This window comes from Kitasatospora sp. GP82 (genome assembly GCF_029892105.1).
Taxonomy (GTDB): domain Bacteria; phylum Actinomycetota; class Actinomycetes; order Streptomycetales; family Streptomycetaceae; genus Kitasatospora.
In genome coordinates, this window is the sequence record NZ_JARZAJ010000015.1 from 160,969 (window position 1) to 176,446 (window position 15,478).

13 protein-coding genes and 1 other RNA gene are annotated in these 15,478 nt (G+C 70.5%); 2 read left to right on the forward strand and 12 right to left on the reverse strand.

Annotated elements, in window-relative coordinates; translation table 11 throughout:
- Positions 1 to 47 precede the first annotated feature (47 nt).
- Together P3T39_RS18095 and P3T39_RS18100 are read right to left on the reverse strand one after the other, a co-directional pair.
- Positions 48 to 323 carry a DUF3039 domain-containing protein gene (locus P3T39_RS18095; RefSeq protein WP_280698834.1) on the reverse strand — a complete coding sequence of 92 codons (276 nt, stop codon included), beginning with the start codon at positions 321 to 323 and terminating at the stop codon, positions 48 to 50.
- Between the two features lie 77 nt (positions 324 to 400).
- The gene (locus P3T39_RS18100; RefSeq protein WP_280698836.1) at positions 401 to 970 is read right to left on the reverse strand and encodes a YqgE/AlgH family protein; all 570 of its coding nucleotides are present in this window, start codon (positions 968 to 970) and stop codon (positions 401 to 403) included.
- Between the two features lie 282 nt (positions 971 to 1,252).
- Between P3T39_RS18100 and murA the strand changes: the two genes are divergently transcribed.
- Positions 1,253 to 2,593 (forward strand): UDP-N-acetylglucosamine 1-carboxyvinyltransferase, encoded by a 1,341-nt coding sequence (gene murA / locus P3T39_RS18105; protein ID WP_280698840.1) that lies wholly within the window; start codon positions 1,253 to 1,255, stop codon positions 2,591 to 2,593.
- A 90-nt stretch (positions 2,594 to 2,683) separates the two neighbouring features.
- Here murA and P3T39_RS18110 read toward each other — a convergent pair whose 3' ends face one another.
- From P3T39_RS18110 to ftsE, 10 genes are all read right to left on the reverse strand, one after another.
- Complete coding sequence (locus P3T39_RS18110) at positions 2,684 to 2,965, reverse strand: HU family DNA-binding protein (protein WP_280698842.1); 282 nt, start codon at positions 2,963 to 2,965, stop codon at positions 2,684 to 2,686.
- A gap of 493 nt (positions 2,966 to 3,458) precedes the next feature.
- A complete protein-coding gene (locus tag P3T39_RS18115) occupies positions 3,459 to 4,931 on the reverse strand; it encodes an NAD-dependent malic enzyme (RefSeq protein WP_280698844.1) in 1,473 nt (490 codons plus the stop codon).
- A gap of 410 nt (positions 4,932 to 5,341) precedes the next feature.
- Positions 5,342 to 7,744, reverse strand: coding sequence for a UvrD-helicase domain-containing protein (locus P3T39_RS18120; protein WP_280698846.1), 2,403 nt, complete (start codon positions 7,742 to 7,744; stop codon positions 5,342 to 5,344).
- Positions 7,745 to 8,149: 405 nt separating this feature from the next.
- The gene (locus tag P3T39_RS18125) at positions 8,150 to 9,292 is read right to left on the reverse strand and encodes a uroporphyrinogen-III synthase (protein WP_280698847.1); all 1,143 of its coding nucleotides are present in this window, start codon (positions 9,290 to 9,292) and stop codon (positions 8,150 to 8,152) included.
- Between the two features lie 259 nt (positions 9,293 to 9,551).
- Positions 9,552 to 9,930: a transfer-messenger RNA gene (ssrA, locus tag P3T39_RS18130) on the reverse strand.
- Positions 9,931 to 10,035: 105 nt separating this feature from the next.
- The gene (locus P3T39_RS18135) at positions 10,036 to 11,337 is read right to left on the reverse strand and encodes an alpha/beta hydrolase-fold protein (RefSeq protein ID WP_280698849.1); all 1,302 of its coding nucleotides are present in this window, start codon (positions 11,335 to 11,337) and stop codon (positions 10,036 to 10,038) included.
- Positions 11,338 to 11,417: 80 nt separating this feature from the next.
- A complete protein-coding gene (smpB, locus tag P3T39_RS18140) occupies positions 11,418 to 11,894 on the reverse strand; it encodes an SsrA-binding protein SmpB (RefSeq protein WP_280698852.1) in 477 nt (158 codons plus the stop codon).
- A 93-nt stretch (positions 11,895 to 11,987) separates the two neighbouring features.
- On the reverse strand, positions 11,988 to 13,115 hold the full coding sequence (locus P3T39_RS18145) for a S41 family peptidase (protein WP_280698854.1): 1,128 nt from the start codon (positions 13,113 to 13,115) through the stop codon (positions 11,988 to 11,990).
- A gap of 97 nt (positions 13,116 to 13,212) precedes the next feature.
- Positions 13,213 to 14,121 carry a permease-like cell division protein FtsX gene (ftsX, locus tag P3T39_RS18150; RefSeq protein ID WP_280698857.1) on the reverse strand — a complete coding sequence of 303 codons (909 nt, stop codon included), beginning with the start codon at positions 14,119 to 14,121 and terminating at the stop codon, positions 13,213 to 13,215.
- Between the two features lie 54 nt (positions 14,122 to 14,175).
- The gene (gene ftsE, locus P3T39_RS18155) at positions 14,176 to 14,865 is read right to left on the reverse strand and encodes a cell division ATP-binding protein FtsE (RefSeq protein ID WP_045303489.1); all 690 of its coding nucleotides are present in this window, start codon (positions 14,863 to 14,865) and stop codon (positions 14,176 to 14,178) included.
- 341 nt (positions 14,866 to 15,206) lie between these two features.
- Here ftsE and P3T39_RS18160 point away from each other — a divergent pair, with 341 nt between their 5' ends.
- Positions 15,207 to 15,401 carry a hypothetical protein gene (locus tag P3T39_RS18160; protein WP_280698860.1) on the forward strand — a complete coding sequence of 65 codons (195 nt, stop codon included), beginning with the start codon at positions 15,207 to 15,209 and terminating at the stop codon, positions 15,399 to 15,401.
- Positions 15,402 to 15,478 lie beyond the last annotated feature (77 nt).

The following is a 15,478-nucleotide window of genomic DNA, read 5'->3' on the forward strand; positions in this document are numbered from 1 at the left end:
CCGCGCGGGCAGTATTGGCATAGACCACTGACCGGTACGGCCAGGGGCTACTGCTCCCCGTCGCCACCCTGCGGCTTGTCGATCCCCTCGAAGATCTCCTTGCACATCGGGCAGACCGGGTACTTCTTCGGGTCGCGGCCGGGCACCCAGACCTTGCCGCAGAGCGCCACCACGGGAGTGCCCGACAGGGCGCTCTCCATGATCTTGTCCTTCTGGACATAGTGGGCATAGCGCTCGTGGTCGCCGTCCCCGCTGGACACCTGGGGGACGGGCTCGACCAGGGTGCCGGTGCCGAGGCCGCGCTCGGGCTCAAGAGTGCTCATAGGTGCCAAGTCTATGGGGGCGGCTCTCGACCGGGCCAGCACGTCGAGGGGCGGGTCCGCTCGCCCGGTCCAGGGGGTCAGTTCAGCGTCGGGTCGTCGGGGTAGGTGGCGAGTATCGCGAGCGGGCCGCGCTGCCGGCGCAGCACCGAGCGCCACAGCCGCTCGGGGTCGGGGCAGAAGATGTCGCCCGGCTCGGCGTCCACCAGGTGCCAGGCGCCCTCGGCGACCTCGTTCTCCAGTTGTCCCGGCGACCAGCCCGAGTACCCGGCGAAGACCCGCAGACCGCCCAGCTCCCCGGCCAGGATCTCGGGCGGCGCCTCCAGGTCGACCAGCCCGATCGCCCCGTGCACCCGCCGCCAGCCGAGCGGCTCGGCCTGCCCGGGCTCGCCCGGCACCACCGCGACGGCGAGCGCCGAGTCGAGCGCCACCGGACCGCCCTGGAAGACCACCGAAGGCCTACCGGCCAGGTCGGCCCACCCGTCGAGCACGCTGCCCACCTCGATCGGGGTGGGTCTGTTGAGCACCACGCCGAGCGCGCCCTGGGCATCGTGGTCGAGCAGCAGCACCACCGACCGGAGGAAGTTCGGGTCGGTCAGTACGGGCGTCGCGACAAGGAGTCGGCCGGTGTGCGAGAGGGCCGGTGTCATGCCCACATGATCCCGCAGTCGGGGCTCCGGCGGGCGCCCAACACGAAACCCCGCAGCGGCCGACGAACACTCGTACGGCCCAACCCGACCGCCGCGTCGCGCCCGCAGAGAGCACGATCACCAATAGGGCGCAAGGGAACCAATCACCCGGCCATTACCATCTACAGGTGGTGTGGCCCCCTGTCTCGATCGAGCCATGGTTGCCGCGTGCCTGCTGCCACTCGTACAGCGCCTCCGCAGGCCCCTGCCCCTTCCCCATGGCATCCCGTGATTGCGAGAACGATGACCGACGACCTGCTGCTGGTCCACGGCGGTAACCCGCTGGAAGGCGAGATCCAGATCCGCGGAGCGAAGAACCTGGTCCCCAAGGCCATGGTCGCCGCACTGCTCGGGCAGGGCCCCAGCAGACTGCGCAACGTCCCCGACATCCGGGATGTCAAGGTCGTGCGCGGGCTGCTCCAGCTGCACGGTGTGACGGTGCGCACCGGTGACGAGGACGGCGAGCTCATCCTCGACCCCTCGCACGTGGAGAGCGCCAACGTCGCGGACATCGACGCGCACGCCGGCTCCTCGCGGATCCCGATCCTGTTCTGCGGCCCGCTGCTGCACCGCCTCGGCCACGCCTTCATCCCCGGGCTCGGCGGCTGCGACATCGGCGGCCGGCCGGTGGACTTCCACTTCGAGGTGCTGCGCCAGTTCGGCGCCACCATCGAGAAGCACCCGCAGGGCACCTACCTGGTCGCCCCGCAGCGGCTGCACGGCACCAAGATCGAGCTGCCCTACCCCTCGGTCGGCGCGACCGAGCAGGTGCTGCTGACGGCGGTGCTCGCCGAGGGCGTCACCGAGCTGCGCAACGCGGCTGTGGAGCCGGAGATCGTCGACCTCATCTGCGTGCTGCAGAAGATGGGCGCGATCATCTCGATGGGCACCGACCGCACCATCCTGATCACCGGTGTGGACGAGCTGGGCGGCTACAACCACAACGCCCTGCCGGACCGCCTGGAGGCCGCTTCCTGGGCCTGCGCCGCCCTGGCCACCAAGGGCGACATCTACATCCGGGGCGCCCGCCAGATCGAGATGATGACCTTCCTCAACACCTTCCGGAAGGTCGGCGGCGCCTTCGAGGTGGACGACGAGGGCATCCGCTTCTGGCACCCGGGCGGCGAGCTCAAGGCGATCGCCCTGGAGACGGACGTGCACCCCGGCTTCCAGACCGACTGGCAGCAGCCGCTGGTGGTCGCACTGACCCAGGCCACCGGCCTGTCAATCGTGCACGAGACGGTGTACGAGTCGCGCCTCGGCTTCACCGGCGCGCTGAACCAGATGGGCGCGCACATCCAGCTGTACCGCGAGTGCCTGGGCGGCACCCCCTGCCGCTTCGGTGCCCGTAACTTCCAGCACTCCGCGGTGGTCTCGGGCCCGTCCAAGCTGATCGGCTCCGAGCTGGTCATCCCGGACCTGCGCGGCGGCTTCTCGTACCTGATCGCGGCGCTGGCGGCCGAGGGCACCTCGACCGTGCACGGCATCGACCTGATCAACCGCGGCTACGAGAACTTCATGGCCAAGCTGCGCGACCTCGGCGCCCACGTCGAGCTGCCCTCCGAGGAGCTCGTCACGGCCTGACCAAGCGCCGTACAACGACCGATGGCCGGTCTCCCCGAGGGGAGACCGGCCATCACCGTCTTGGTGGACGAGGCTCCGCAGAGCCTGACGTCACTTGCCCTTGGCGGCTTCCTTGAGCTTCGAACCGGCGCTGACCTTGGCGCTGAAGCCGGCCGGGATCTGGATCGGGTCGCCGGTCTGCGGGTTACGGGCGGTGCGAGCGGCACGGTGGGTGCGCTCGAAGGTCAGGAAGCCGGGGATGGTGACCTTCTCGTCACCCTTGGCGACGACCTCGCCGACGACCTCGGCGAAGGCGGCCAGCACGGCGTCGGCGTCCTTGCGGGTCACCTCGGCGCGGTCGGCCAGAGCGGCCACCAGCTCACTGCGGTTCATGTGTACTCCTGTGGTCTGTTCGCGTTGCGTGTGCGGGGGCCCCATCGGTTACCCTCCGGGGGCACCCGGCGGGCCGCTGGTCCGCACACTGTGCTCGTTCAGGCGAGGGTTGGTCAGGGGTCGGGCTTGCACCCCGAAGCGCCTCAAACCGCACTGCCTGGGTACGAATCCTGCCCCGACCGGCACTGAGAAAGCCAATCGGGCCCCGGCGTGGTTGACCCGAACAGCGCCCGCCGGACGGAGTTGTGACGCTCCGTCGGCTCCGGCGGACCGGAGCGGGCGGCGGTCGGGACGACACGCCGAGAGGCCGGAGGGGACGTTCCGTACTTGTCGGACACGCCGCCCCGTGCAGGGCTACCGTACGCCCTGGCACCGACAAGCCCAAACACGCCCCTTCCCCTTGTGTCGCAAGGGTTCGGGGCATGTAAGGGCGGGTATGGTGGCTAATCGCACATTTGACCGACTGTGCAACACACCGGGCGCGACACTCCGGTCAGATTCGAACGGCAGGGAAGGACGTCGTGTCGAGCGTCCCGACGATGCCCGGAGTGGGCTTCGCCGGGATCGGCTCGCCCTCGCGAGCTGCCAGCGCGGCCTCACGGACGGCGGACGCCACGGTCTTGGCCACGTCCGGGTGGAAGACGCTGGGGATGATGTAGTTCGCGTTGAGCTGGTCGTCCGCGACGGTGGTGGCCAGCGCACGGGCGGCGGCGATCATCATGTCGGTGTTGACGGTCTTGCTCTGCGCGTCCAGCAGACCGCGGAAGACCCCCGGGAAGACCAGCACGTTGTTGATCTGGTTGGGGAAGTCGCTGCGGCCGGTGGCGACCACGGCGGCGGTCTGCCGGGCGACGGCCGGGTCGACCTCCGGGTCCGGGTTGGCCAGCGCGAAGACGATCGCACCGTCGGCCATGGTGGCGATGTCGTCGCCGTCCAGCACGTTCGGGGCCGAGACGCCGATGAAGACGTCCGCGTCGGCCACGGCCTCCTTCAGGCTGCCGGTACGGCCCGAGCGGTTGGTGTGCTCGGCGATCCAGCGCAGGCTGTCGTTGAGGTCGTCACGGCCGCTGTGCACCACGCCGCGGACGTCGGCCACGGTGGCGTGCTCGACACCGGCGGCCAGCAGCAGCTTGAGGATCGCGGTACCGGCGGCGCCGGCGCCCGACATCACCACGCGGATGTCGCCGATCTCCTTGCCGACCACGCGCAGCGCGTTGGTCAGCGCGGCCAGCACCACGATCGCGGTGCCGTGCTGGTCGTCGTGGAAGACCGGGATGTCCAGGGCCTCGCGCAGCCGGGCCTCGATCTCGAAGCAGCGCGGCGCGGAGATGTCCTCCAGGTTGATGCCCGCGAAGCCCGGGGCGATCGCCTTGACGATGGCCACGATCTCGTCGGCGTCCTGGGTGTCCAGACAGATCGGCCAGGCGTCGATGCCCGCGAAGCGCTTGAACAGGGCCGCCTTGCCCTCCATCACCGGCAGTGCGGCCTGCGGGCCGATGTTGCCCAGGCCCAGCACGGCGGAGCCGTCGGTGACCACGGCGACGCTGTTGCGCTTGATGGTGAGGCGACGCGCGTCCTCGGGGTTCTCGGCGATCGCCATGCAGACCCGGGCGACACCCGGGGTGTAGATCATCGACAGGTCGTCACGGTTGCGGATCGGCAGCTTGGACGACATCTCGATCTTGCCGCCGAGGTGCATCAGGAAGGTGCGGTCCGAGACCTTGCCGATGGTCACCCCGTCGATCGCCCGGAGCTTCTCGACGATCTCCTCGCCGTGCGCGACCGAGGCGGCCGCCACCGTCACGTCGATCCGCAGCGCCTCCAGACCCGAGGCGGTCACGTCCAGGCCGGTCACCGAGCCGCCGGAGGACTCGACGGCCGTCGTGATCGAGCTCACGGCGTTGCCGGTGGCCGGGACCTCCAGACGCACCGTGATCGAGTTCGAGACACTTGGCACCGTCGCCATCGACGTCCTTCTTCCATCCACTGAGAGGGTTGGCAGCAGGGCCAGTTGTTCAACAGTTTGTTGAAGACTGCCCAGCGCATGCTAGACCTCGATGGTCGCACCTACCAGTGAGTAGCCAGAAATATTGGTCATTAATTGCACGGGGTCCACAACGGACCCTCCGGTCACGGCATCCGGACGCGGAAAATCTGCCGCGAGCCGCTGGCCTTCCCGCAGCGATGCGTTACATTGGACGAGACACCGGCTCGATCCAAGCCCCCGGGCCCAACCTTCGTCGCTTCGAGCGACCACTTGCCGCGAGGCGAGCATGGCGGGTCGGTGTCACTGACATAACAGGCGAAGGCCCCCACCGACGGTGGGGGCCTTCGTCGTTGACGGGCCGTCCGGAGCCTCTCCCCAGGCCCCGGCGCTCAGCCGTGCAGCAGCGCCGGGACGCCGTCCGCGTCCGGCAGGTCGTCCGGCCCGGAGAGCACCGTCAGACGCTGGGTGGCCCGGGTCAGCGCCACGTACAGCACCCGCAGCCCGGCCTCCGACTCACCGGCGATCCCGGTCGGATCGGCCACCACCGTGGCGTCGTACTCCAGGCCCTTGGCCTCCAGACTGCCCAGCGCGACCACCCGCTCGCCCAGACCCGCGGTCCACTCGGCGGCCTCGGCCCGGCGGTCCATCGGGACCACCACGGCGACCGTGCCGTCCACCTCGGCCAGCAACCGGGTCAGCTCGGCCCGGGCGGCGGCGGCGAAGGCCTCCGGCGCCGGGTCGTGCACCGCCGCGAAGCGCGGCTCGGTCCCGGTCGAGCGGACGGCGCTCGGTGAGGGCGTACCGGGTGCCGCCAGTGCCAGCACCTTGGCCGCCACCTCGGCGATCTCCGCCGGGTTGCGGTAGTTGACGGTGAGCGTGTGGCGGCGGCGCGGCTTGCCGGAGAGCACCTCGTCCAGCGCGGCCTGCGCCTCCTGCGGGTACGGCCAGGAGGACTGCGCAGGGTCGCCCACGATGGTCCAGGTCGCCATCCGGGAACGGCGGCCGATCATGCGCCACTGCATCGGGGTGAGGTCCTGCGCCTCGTCCACGATCACGTGCGCGTACTCACGGCGCTCCACCGGCACCCGCTCGCGCTGGTGGGCACTGCGATCGGCGAAGGTGGTGACCTCGTCCAGACCGGTCAGCATGTCCACCGCGTCCACCTCTCGCGCCTTCGGGCGGGCCGGCTCGCCGAGCAGCAGCTGCAGCTCGTCGATCAGCGCCACATCGTGCGTGGACAGCGTGCCCTCGCCCCGGTCGGTCAGATGACGCCAGGACGCGCCGAGCAGCCGCGCCTCGTCCGGGGCGACCGTGCGACGGGCGATCCGGTTGGTGTGCCGGGCGTGCCTGAGCGTGGCGAGCACCCGGCGCGGCGTCAGGACGGGCCACCAGGCGTCGAGGAAGTCCAGGAAGGACGCCTCGTCCGAGACGTACTCGTCGAAGGACTCCTTCTCCTCCTGGCGCTGCTCGCGGCCGTAGTGGTCGGTGGGCTTGGGCAGATGCCTGATCGCCTCCTGCCAGAGCGCGTCCAGCAGCAGCCGGCGGGCACGCGGGCGCAGCAGGTTGAGCGGGGTGCCGCCGCTGCCGATCACATTGCCGCGCACCGCCTTGAGACGGCCGGCGTCCAGGCGCAGCGCCTCGCCCCGGGCGAAGACCCTGAGCTCGGTCGGCGCGTTCAGCTCCAGCGCGGCGCGGGACGCCCGGCGCAGCAGCTGCACCATCCTGGCCGAGCCCTTGACGTGGGCGGCCTCGGGCGTGTCGTACCGCTCCGCCTCGACGCCGTCCACCAGGCTGCCGACCGCGCGGATCGCCACCTGGCCCTCCTCGCCCAGCGAGGGCAGCACGCCCTCGGTGTAGGAGACCAGCAGCGGGGTCGGACTGACCACCAGGATGCCACCGGCGTAGCGGCGGCGGTCCTGGTAGAGCAGGAAGGCGGCCCGGTGCAGGGCGACTGCCGTCTTGCCGGTGCCCGGGCCGCCGGTGACCAGGGTCGCCCCGGCCGCGGCGGCGCGGATGACCTCGTCCTGCTCCTTCTGGATGGAGGAGACGATGTCGCGCATCGAATGGCTGCGGGCCCGGCCGAGCGAGGCCATCAGCGCACCGTCGCCGACCACGGCCAGCTCGCGGCCGTCCAGGGTGGGGGTCAGGTCGGGGCGCAGCAGGTCGTCCTCGACCCCGATCACCCGGCGGCCCTTGGAACGGATCACCCGGCGGCGGATCACCCGGCCGGGCTCCACCGGGGTGGCGCGGTAGAACGGCGCGGCGGCGGGAGCCCGCCAGTCGATCACCAACGGGCCGAACTCGGCGTCCAGCACGCCGAGGCGGCCGATGTGCAGGGTCTCCGCGACGGCCGGGTCTGCCGCGTCCAGCGGGGTCTGCGAGGGGATGCCGTGCTCCTCGGGCGCGTCGGCCTGCTGGAGGTCGATCCGGCCGAACAGGAAGTCCTCGAACTCGCTGTTGAGCCGGTGCAGGTGGGCACCGGCGCGGTAGACCTGGGCGTCGCGCTCGGCGAGCGCACCCGGCGTACCGACCTGGACCCGCTTCACGGCGTCCTCCAGGATGTACTCGGCCTCGGCGAGCTTCTCCTCGAGACGGTGGTAGACGGTGTCGAGGTGGCGCTGCTCCTCGGCGATCTCGCGATCGCGAACGGTGTCGCCGTCGACCTCGATGTCGGTGCCGATGTCGGTGCCGATGTCGGTGCCGATGTCGGTGCCGACGGCGAGAACGCCGGTGCTGTCGGGGTGGGCGGTGGTGTCGGCGGTGCTGGTGCTGTGCATGGCGGTGCTGTGCATGGCCTCGGTGGTTGCGGCGGTGAAATGCTGGGCTGAGCCGTGCGCGCCCAAAGAGCCCCCTGAGGTGCGTCTGCGGGTGATGGATCGCCGCCCCTGGGACAGAAGGCGGACGGATGATCCTACGCCAGACAGCCCTCCCCACGGGCGCAGCAAACCCCCCGATGCCAACCGTCAGCCCGGAAACCCGGCGCTGCAGGCATTCAGGGGCGCGGGGGCCGCAGGTCTTCAGGGGCGCGGGGGCCGCAGGCCTTCAGGGGCGCGGGGAACTGCGCGAAACGGGAGATGGTGGCGGTCAGCCGGGATCGGGCGTCACGTCGCACCCCGCGACCGCTTGCGCTCCGGGGAACAGAGCATGAGCCCCTTCCGTCTCGCGCAGTTCCCCGCGCCCCTGAGAGCGCTGCCTGCTCACCGTCCCGGAGCCGAAGGGTCTGTGGCCAGGCGGTAGCCGCGTTTGACCACGGTGGCGACCAGTTGGGGTGTGCCGAGGGCCGCGCGCAGGCGGGCCATCGCGGTCTCGACGGCGTGCTCGTCGCCGCCGCTGCCGGGCAGGGCCCGCAGCAGTTCGGCGCGCGGTACGACCCAGCCAGGGCGTCGGGCCAGTGCCCGCAGCAGGGCCATCCCGGTGGGCGGTACGTGCCGCAGCCGGCCGTCGACCAGCGCGGCCTGGCCTCGCAGCTCGAGGCGGTGTCCGGCGACGGCGAGACGGCGGGCCCGGAGCGGAAGTTCGGCGGTGAGGGTCTGCACCATGGCGCCGAGCCGCGTCCGCTCGGGCCGGACGGTGGGTACGTCCAGGTCTTCCAGCGGCGCGGCGGTGACCGGGCCGGCGCAGACCGGCAGGACGTCGCGGCGCAGGGCGTGCAGCAGTTCGGCGGTACGGCCGCGCCGGGCGGCGCGGTCGAGCAGGCCGAGGGCGGCGGGGGCGCTGGTGAAGGTGACGGCGTCCAGCGCGCCGGTGAAGGCGGCGTTCAGCAGGCGGTCCAGCGGGGCGCTGTCGACGGGCGGCAGCCAGCGGTAGACGGGAACCTCGACGATGTCCGCACCTGCGGCCCGCAGCGAGTCGACGAAGTCGCGCTGCGGCGCGCCGTGCAGCTGGACGGCGATCCGGCGGCCGTCCACGCCCTGGTCGAGCAGCCGCTCGAGCAGCTCGACGGAGGACTCCGACCGGGCCGACCACTGCTCCCGGAGCCCGGCGGCCCGGATCGCTGCCTCGGCCTCGGGACCACGCGCCAGCAGTGCGGCCTTGCCGAGGCAGGCGGCCAGCTCGTCGCCCAGACCCCAGCCCTCGGCGGCCTCGGTCCAGCCCCGGAAGCCGATCCCGGTGGTGGCGACCGCGAGGTCGGGCGGGGCGGCCAGCAGGGCGCGGGTGGCGGCGAGCAGTTCGGTGTCGCCGCCGAGCGGCACGATCCGCAGCGCGGGGGCGCGCAGTACGGCGGCGCCCCGGTGTTGCAGCAGGGTGGTGAGCTCGTCGGAGCTGCGGGCGGCGGTGACACCGATGGTGAAGCCGGCCAGCGGCGGGACGTGGGCGGTGCCTGGGATCGGGACATCCATGGTCGGGGTCCTTCGGGTGGGGCTTCCCGGGGCCGGCCGCGCAGGGGTCCGGGCGGGGTGCTCCCGGGCCGTCCGGGGGTGATCCGGGTCATCGGGTGGGAACGGTCATCCTCCCGCGCAGCGGTGACGCCCCCGGGTCGCTCCGATTTCCGTCGTGTTGCGCGGCAGGCCGAGCCCGTCGCGGGAGCGGACCCGAGCCGGTCGCGAAAACACGAGAGCCGCCCTCCGGGACGGAGGACGGCTCACATGCACATGGGTCTGGTGGAGATGCCGGGAATCGAACCCGGGTCCAGTGGAGTGGATTCAGGGCTTCTCCGAGCGCAGTCCGCTGTGATTTTCTCGGCCCTGGCAGTCACGCGGACAAGCCGCCAACAGGCCCAGCTGCTGTTTGATTTCCCCACCACCCTCGCAGCCCGAGTGGCGGGTTGAGTTCCCTAGATTATGCCAGGGTCCGGGTCGGGAACTCCCCGGTCTGACACCCATTCACTTTCGCAGATCAGGCTGCGAGAGCGAACTGCTGGGAATCGCGCTTAGAGTTGGCGATTATATTTTTGCGGCAGATGGTTAACGAGATCATTGCCGCGTTCCTCGGCTCGCTTCCCCTGTTTCGACTTCCCCTGTCGAAACCGATCATCCCCATGTTTTGTTGGCAAGCAACTATTTACTGGCATCTCCGGACCGGCAAGCCGCTCCGGTGGTGCTTCAGTCATGGTACGCGCAGTGACGGGCAGGGGTCCAGCTCATTAAGGGAGGGCGGGCGCGACCGCCGGCGGCTGGGTGGCGGCCGGGCGGGAGCCGGGGGTGCCGACCTGCTCGGCGAGCATCGCGAAGTCGTGCTCGAAGGCGGTGGCGGCGAACTGCCAGACGTGCTTGCCGGGCAGGACGGCGACCCGGGTGGAGATTCCCGCCTTGTGCAGGGCGGGTTCGAGCTGCTGCTTCATCTGGCCGGTCTGGCGGCTCTCCTGGTCACCGGCCAGCAGAAGGGCGGTCATCCCCCGGTACTTCGGGTGGTGGGCGAGCACGGTGAGCGGGTCGTTGGCGGACCAGGCGGCGGCGTCACCGCCGTACAGCTTGGCTATCGTCTGCTGCTTGTCGCCGGTGTTGGGGCCGAGGTCGCCGGAGATGTCGAGGAAGTGGCCGAAGAGATCGGGGTGGGTCACCGCCATGGTGAGGGCGCAGGTGCCACCCATCGACCAGCCGGCCACGCCCCACTTGCGGGGGTCGGTGGCGGTGCCGAAGGTGGTCTCGACATAGGGCGGAACGTCCTTGGTCAGGTGGTCCTGGGCCTTCCCCGCCGGACCGTTGACGCACTCGGTGTCCACCTTGAAGCCGCCGCTGGGGTCCACGAAGACCATCACGGGCGCGTAGCCGTGGTGCTTCCTGGCGTACGCGTCGGCGGTCTGCGCGGCGTTGCCGATCCGCACCCAGTTGTCGGGAGCGGAGAACTCGCCGCCGACCATCTCCACCACCGGCAGCTTGGGCCGGTTCTTGCTGCGGAACCAGGCCGGCGGCAGATAGACCAGTTCCTGACGGTGGGCGAAGCCGCTGACCGTGTTGGGGATGTCCACCGTGACGATCCGGCCGGTGGCGGTCTTGCCGGTGATGCCCTTCGCCTGGTCCACCGTGATCTGACTCGGCAACGGCTGGTCGCTCAGCTCGCCGATGGCATCACCGACGGTCGGGTAGTAGCCCGTCTCCTGGTTGATCACGTTCGCGCCGGTGGCGACCGCGAGCAGCACCGCCACCGGTACGGTCGCGCGCTGCCACCAGCGCGCCCCGCGCCAGCCGACCACCAGGACGGCCAGCGCCAGGATCGCGACGCCGAGCCAGATCCAGAGGCTGACCGGCAGCGGGTCGGTGACCCCGGACAGGTACAGCACACCCAGCGCGGAGAGCACGGTGAGCAGGACGGCCACGCCCAGCGCGATCGGCAGTCGGCGCAGCCGCCAGCCGGAGTCGCGCCAGCCTATGGCCGCCAGCAGCGCCAGCACGGCCACGGCCTTCATCGTGGCCGGGAGCCAGCCTTGAAGCAGGGAGACGTTCACCGGGCGATCGTACTGACGGGAAACACCGGTTCCGACAGCGAGGGCTCCTTGGTACAGAACTGCGACAGTCGTGTAGAAGGTCAGCGCTGGCGGCGGCGGGCCGCGGCCACCGCGCGGTCGGACTCGCGGCGGTCCTGCTTCTCACGCAGCGTCTGCCGCTTGTCGTACAGCTTCTTACCGACGGCGAGCGCCAGCTCCAGCTTGACCCGGCCGTCCTTGAAGTAGAGGGAGAGCGGCACCAGGGTGTGGCCGGTCTCCTTCACCTTGGCCTCGATCTTCCGGATCTCCATCCGGTGCAGCAGCAGCTTGCGCTTGCGCCGCGCCGTATGGTTCGTCCACGTACCCTGGGTGTACTCGGGGATGAAGACGTTGTCGATCCATGCCTCGTGCCCCTGGATGTAGGCATAGCCGTCCACCAGGTTGGCACGACCCTCGCGCAGTGACTTCACCTCGGTGCCGGTGAGCACCAGGCCGCACTCGTACGTGTCGAGGATCGTGTACTCGTGCCGCGCCCGCTTGTTCTGCGCGATCAGCTTCGTTCCCGTTTCCTTTGCCATAGCGCCGATATTCTCGCACCTCGGGACACCGGCTGGCAGCCCCTTTCTTTCCGCGTGCACACCTCGGGGGCGCGGGGAAGCGCGTACGCACCCTCAGCCTCTGCCCAGGCCGGACAGTACGGTGTCGGCCAGCGCCGCCGCGTCCTCCGGGGTGCCGCCCGCGGGCAGCGGGGCGTCGGGGATCAGGCCGGTGCCGTCCGGGGAGCGGCCGCCGGGGGTGCGGTAGCGGCCGACGGTGAGCTCCAGTACCGAGCCGTCGGCCAGGCGGCTGGGCTGCTGCACGGTGCCCTTGCCGAAGGTACGGGCACCGACCAGTACCGCGCGGCAGCGGTCCTGGAGGGCGCCCGCGAGCAGTTCGGCGGCGCTCATGGTGCCGCCGTCCACCAGCACGACCAGCGGGGTGGTGGTGTCCCCGCCCTGGGCCGCCGTCAGCTCGCGCCGCTCGCCACGTGCCTCGTACGAGGCCACCGGGCCGCCGTCCAGGAAGACAGAGGCGGTCTCGACCGCCTCCTCGACCAGGCCGCCGGAGTTGCCGCGCAGGTCCAGCACCACACCGTGGGCACCGCGGACGGCGGCCCGCACCTGCTCGGCCACGCCGTCGGTGAAGCCCCGGACGGCGACACGGACCACGCCGGGCCGCGGATGCGCCACCGTCACCTCCTGCGCCGCCAGCAGCCGCCGCCGCAGCACCAGCTCCCGCACCGGGCCGCCCTGGCGCTGCACGGCGAGGGCGACCATGGAACCGGCCCTGCGGTCGGCCCCGGCCGGGCCGCGCAGCCGGGCCACCACCTCGGTGACCGGCAGCCGGTCGGCCGGGACGCCGTCGATGTGCAGCAGCCGGTCGCCCGGCGCGATCCCGGCCTGCTCGGCCGGCCCGGCGGGCTGCACCTGGGACACGGCCGTGCTTCCGTCCTGCCCGCGCCCCACCGAGAGGCCGACGCCCAGGTACCGGCCCTGGGTGAAGTCCTGGTACGCCTGGGGGCTGTAGTACGCGGCCCACGGATCCTCGCCGCTCGCGACCAGCTGCTCGGCCTGCTGCGGGGACAGGTCGGCACCCGACAGGTCGGCGCCGGCGGGCCGGTGCGCGGCGTCCGCCGAGAGGGGTCCGGGCGCGGTGGTCGGTCCGCCCCAGGCCCCGGTGGCCGCACCCGCGAGCAGTACGGTGCCGAACACCAGGGTGAGCGCGGCGCCCTGCCGTACTCCGCGTGGTGTTCGTGCCATGGCACCGGAGTCTAGGCGCCGCAGGTCGCGGCGGTGGTCCAAACGGAACGGCCCCGGAACGGCGTGGTGCCGTCCGGGGCCGTTCCATGATGCCGCGTCAGACCTTGAGGTACTTCCGCAGCGTGATGAAGGCGGCGATACCGGCCATGCCCATACCGATCACGATCAGCAGCGGGATCACCGTCAGCACCGAGGAGAGCCCGATGAAGTGGATGAACTGCACCCGCTGGGCGAGGAAGTTCTGCACGAAGAAGTGCCCCGCCAGCAGCAGTCCGGAGGCCAGCATCGCACCAAGCAGCGCGGCGAACGCGGCTTCGGCGATGAACGGCATCTGGACGTAGAAGTTCGAAGCGCCGACCAAGCGCATGATGCCGGTCTCGCGCCGTCGGCTGAAGGCCGACACCCGGACGGTGTTGACGATCAGCAGCAGCGCAACGAAGAGCATCAGCACCATGATCACGAAGGCTGCCGCCTGAAGGCCGTTCAGCAGACCGAACAGGTTGTCCAGGATCTTGCGCTGGTCCTCGACCGATTTGACGCCGGGCTTGCCCGCGAAGGCGCTCTGCACCACGTCGTACTTCTCCGGGTCGTTCAGCTTCACCCGCCAGGACTGCGGCATCGCCTCCGCGCCGACGGCGGCGAGCAGCGGGTTGTCCGGGTTGGTGTCCTTCCAGCGCTTGTACGCCTCCGCCGAGCTCTCGAAGGTGGACGACTGCACCAGCGGCATCTTGTCCAGCAGCGTCTTGACGTCCTGGATCTGCTGGTCGGTGGCGGCACCGGCCGAGCACTGCGCGGAGGTCTTCGCGTCGGACTTTGTGCAGAAGTAGATGCTCACCTCGACCTTGTCGTACCAGTAACCCTTCATCGAGTTGACCTGGTCCCTGACCAGGAGGCTGGCACCGGCGAGGGCGAGCGAGAGCGCGACACTGACGACGACGGCGATGGTCATCGTCAGGTTGCGGCGAAGACCGACACCGATCTCCGACAGGACGAACTGGGCGCGCATGCTTTTCTCACTCCAGGGTCAATGCGGGTGGGGCGACTTGGCGGGCGGGGCGTCTCAGTGCTGGTAGCCGTAGACGCCGCGGGCCTGGTCGCGGACCAGCAGCCCCTTGTCGAGCTCGATCACCCGCTTGCGCATCTGGTCGACGATGGCCTGGTCGTGAGTGGCCATCAGAACCGTGGTGCCGGTGCGGTTGATCCGGTCGAGCAGCTTCATGATGCCGACGGAGTTCTGCGGGTCGAGGTTACCGGTGGGCTCGTCCGCGATCAGCAGCATCGGACGGTTGACGAAGGCCCGGGCGATCGCCACGCGCTGCTGCTCACCACCGGAGAGCTCACCGGGCATCCGGTCCTCCTTGCCGCCGAGGCCGACCAGGTCGAGCACCTCGGGCACCACCTTGTTGATGGCGCTCTTGGGCTTGCCGATCACCTCGAGGGCGAAGGCCACGTTCTGCGCCACCGTCTTGTTGGGCAGCAGGCGGAAGTCCTGGAAGACGGTGCCCAGCTGGCGCCGCATGTGCGGCACCTTCCAGTTGGACAGCTTGCCGAGGTCCTTGCCCAGCACGTGCACCGCACCGGTGCTCGGACGCTCCTCACGCAGGCACAGTCTCAGGAAGGTGGACTTGCCCGAACCCGAGGAGCCGACCAGGAAGACGAACTCGCCCTTCTCGATCTCTAGCGAGACGTCCGACAGGGCGGGACGGTTCTGCTTGGGATAGGTCTTGGAGACGTTGTCGAATCTGATCACGGCTGCATCACGGAGGCCATCCTAGGTGGAATGGCGACCGACTCGGCCAAACCTCCGTGACCCGATCGTTAAACTCAAGGCCGGAAGGTGCGGCTCGCGGCGCCGTTCCTCGGTCGGCAGGAAGGGCCGTCTGCCCCTCCTCCAGGCTGGGACCCTACGCGACACGGATGACGGCTTGCAGTCGCCGCCCGGGAGCCAAAAGAAGAATGTCCGTATTTGCCCTGAAAAAAGCGAGCGATTTCACAGCCCACGGGCCGTACTGTCCAGAACCTGGCACAGTGGAGGGAAGCGGAACCAAAGCCGCGTCCGGTGCGTTGGCTTAGCAGCAAGGAGGAGATCGCATGACCTGCGACCATCTGGTGTGCGCCAACTGCAACGGCCGCGTGAGCGAGGGCCGCTGCCGGGTGTGTCGCGCCAACCGCGCCCGGCTCCAGCAGGAGCAGGGCCCCTTCGCCGCGCTGACCCCCGCCACCCTGATCGCCCTGCTGGTAGGGCTGCTGGCGGTGGCACTGATCGCCAAGCAGGCGCTGGCCTAGACACCGGCCACTCAGGCAGACGAGAAGGGCCCCCGGTCTCCCGGGGGCCCTTCTCGTCTGCCTTCAGCTCCGGCTCT